General features: G+C 30.2%; 2 protein-coding genes. Both read left to right on the top strand.

Going from position 1 to position 3,115, the window contains the following annotated elements:
- Nucleotides 1-128 precede the first annotated feature (128 nt).
- Nucleotides 129-977 carry a DegV family protein gene (locus EI71_RS09990; protein ID WP_119017076.1) on the top strand — a complete coding sequence of 283 codons (849 nt, stop codon included), beginning with the start codon at nt 129-131 and terminating at the stop codon, nt 975-977.
- Nucleotides 978-1,155: 178 nt separating this feature from the next.
- The coding region (locus EI71_RS09985) for an InlB B-repeat-containing protein (protein WP_162849955.1) at nt 1,156-3,115 on the top strand (1,960 nt) is incomplete at its 3' end.

Genomic DNA, 3,115 nt, shown 5'->3' with positions numbered 1-3,115 from the left:
ACCCTCAAGAGCTATTATACTTTATTAGAAGTAAATTGGAAAGATTATAGATAAAATGACTGTTATTGAAAATAAAAGGATTATAAAGTATAATAACCAGTAAAGATGATGTACTTTAGAGGTGTGAAATGGTTAAGCTTATTACAGACTCAACGAATGATTTAAATAAGGAATTATTAGATGAATTAGATATCGAAGTAATTCCACTATATGTAAACTTTGGTGTTGAATCCTATAAGGATGGAATTGATATAACGACAGAGGAGTTATATAAAAAGGTAGAGGAAAAGGGTGAATTACCTAAAACAAGTGCTATATCTGTTGCAGATTTTATTGCTGTATTCCAAAAATATGTTGATTTAGGCTATGAAATTGTATTTACAGGTATATCTGCTCAAATGTCTTCTACATTCCAAAATGCAAATTTAGCTAAGGAAGAGGTAGCACCAGACAAGATTTATGTTGTAGATTCAAAGAATCTATCGAGTGGTATTGGATTATTACTTTTAAAGGCAGCTAAGGATATTAAGAATGGACTTAGTGCTAAGGAAGTAGCACAGAATATGGAAGAAAATACAAAACTTGTATTATCTCAATTTGTAATTGAAAAGATGGATTATTTATATAAAGGCGGAAGATGTAGTGGTGTTGCAAAATTTGTAGGTACATTACTTAAAATAAACCCATATATCATTGTAAGAGATGGTAAGATGAGTGTTGGTAAAAAGCCAATAGGTAAAATGCAGGTTGCTTTAAATGCACTTTTAAAGCAAATTGAAGAGGATAAGGATAGAGTAGATTTAGATCATATTTTAATCACTCATTCTATTGCATATGAATATAGAGATTATTTATATGAAAGATTAAGGGCAATGTTTCCTGATGTAGATATCATATCTACCGTTGCCGGATGTGTAATTTCAAGTCATTGTGGAAGAGGGACTATTGGAATTCTATACATGCTTAAAAAGGAATAAAATTAGGGAGAACATGGATATTATGCCATGTTTTTTTAATTTTTTTAGACATTGCTTTTATGATATGTTCGATGTTTTTGAATGTGCAGTGTTTAAGTTGTTTGAGCATTTATTCTGTGCTATAATGAATTGAATAGGGATATTATAATTATTGATAATTATAAAGGGGATGTTAGGAATGAAAAATAAAAAGAAGCTATGGATTATAATCATTATAATCATTGCAGCACTATTACTAATTGGTGGTGGTACAACAGCTATAATTGTATCCAATAGCCAAGTAAACGATGGTGGAAAAAAGGAATGGACGATTGATGACAATCAGACATTTACATATAGTGGTGAAGAAATAGCACCAAAAGTATCGAACCTTGATGAAAATGAAAAAGCCAAGGTTGTTTACTCATATTCTGAAAAGAAGGATGAGAATCCTATAGATGATACCTATACTACAGGTCTTCCAAAGGATGCAGGTACTTATTATGTAAAAGCAGCCTTAGAAAATGATTATAAGATTACAACGATAACCATAGAGCCTGCAGAGGTAAAATTAGAGGATATTCAGGTTGTTTATAATCAACCATTTGTTAGTGGTAATTATTTCACTTCTGAAATGAATATAGACCAAATGGAATTCGAATATGAATTTACATCTAGTGGCACTATAGTTTCAGGTGATGTTTCCTTAACAAGTACATTCTTATCCCCAAGCATTAAATCCTACGATTATACATTTATTCCTAACGATAAGAATTACAAAAACTATAATGGTACTATAGATATAGAAGTATATGCAATCGTATATTTATATAATGGAGATCAGGTATTAGATTACCTAGAGGTTCCATTTAATTCTTCATTTGATTACGAATTAACACAAAAATTAGGCTATGATATGCCATATTTTGTAGATGATAACAATAATAAATTTGAATTAGGTACAAAGATTACAGGGGATTTAAAATTACATTATATTGAAAATCCTATAAATTATTCCATTACATATCATTTAGATGGTGGTATTAATGGTGATAACCCTATCAGTTATAATATAAAGGATGAGCCTATTTATTTAAATGATGCTTCAAAAGAAGGATATTTGTTTAAAGGATGGTTTGAAGATCCTAATTTCAATTATGATAGTTTAGTAACCACAATTGATCCAAGCCATACATTAAAATCGTATCAATTATATGCTTCATTTGAATGGATAAAGATTAATCCGGCTGTAGAGTTTGAACCTTTAGTGTTAGTATATAATGGTGAATCTCAAGAATTGGTTATGGCTAATGTAGAAGGCGGAACAATTACATATAGTCTTGATGGAGTTAATTATAGTGCTAACGTTCCAACTGCAACAAATGCAGGTGTTTATAATGTTTATTATAAGATTAAAGGCGATTCACAGCATTTAAATACTGAAGGAAACTTTGATGTTACAATTTCTAAAGCGGTCTATGACATGAGTCAGATATCATTAGTAGATAAAACAGTAACATACAATGGTAACGAGCAGGGAATTGAAATTACAGGAGTTTTACCTTCTGATGTCACAGTAGCTTATAGTGGCATGGGCACTAACGTTGGTGAGTATATTATTACTGCAGTATTTAGTGGCGATGAGAATAATTATGAAGCAATTTCTAATATGAGCGCAACATTAACTATTCAAAAAGCTAACCTAGAATATACACTTCCTATAGGCAAGAATTTGGTATTTAATGATGCCAATCAAGAATTAGTAATTCCTGGTTCTATAAGTTTAGGTACAATTTTATATAGTTTAGATGATGAAAACTACAGTGAAGAAATTCCAGCCGGAAAGAATATTGGTAATTATGTAGTTTATTATAAATATGATATTAATAATGAAAACTATAATGATATTCCTTCGGGATATGTACAAAGCTTTATATCTAAGGGAGAAGTAGTTTATACACTTCCTACTCCAAAAGAATTAACATATAATGGACTAGCACAAGAATTGATTAGTGCAGGCAGTATCAATGTAGGTTCAGTTGAATATAGTCTAGATGGTATTGCATATAGTGAAAATATTCCAACTGCAACAAATGCAGGTAGTTATATTGTTTATTATCGCTTTGTTTATGATAAAACAAATTATAATCAAGTTGAAG

Origin of the sequence: Anaeroplasma bactoclasticum (assembly GCF_003550015.1) — a bacterium.
In the GTDB taxonomy this organism is placed as follows: domain Bacteria; phylum Bacillota_I; class Bacilli_A; order Acholeplasmatales; family Anaeroplasmataceae; genus Anaeroplasma; species Anaeroplasma bactoclasticum.
The sequence above is the reverse complement of the archived record's forward strand: the minus strand, read 5'-3'. Positions and strand labels throughout refer to the sequence as shown.

Bases quoted from the DNA above. Each gene is read 5' to 3' on its own strand.
- EI71_RS09990 (WP_119017076.1), top strand. From the start codon at position 129: ATGGTTAAGCTTATTACAGACTCAACGAATGATTTAAATAAGGAATTA.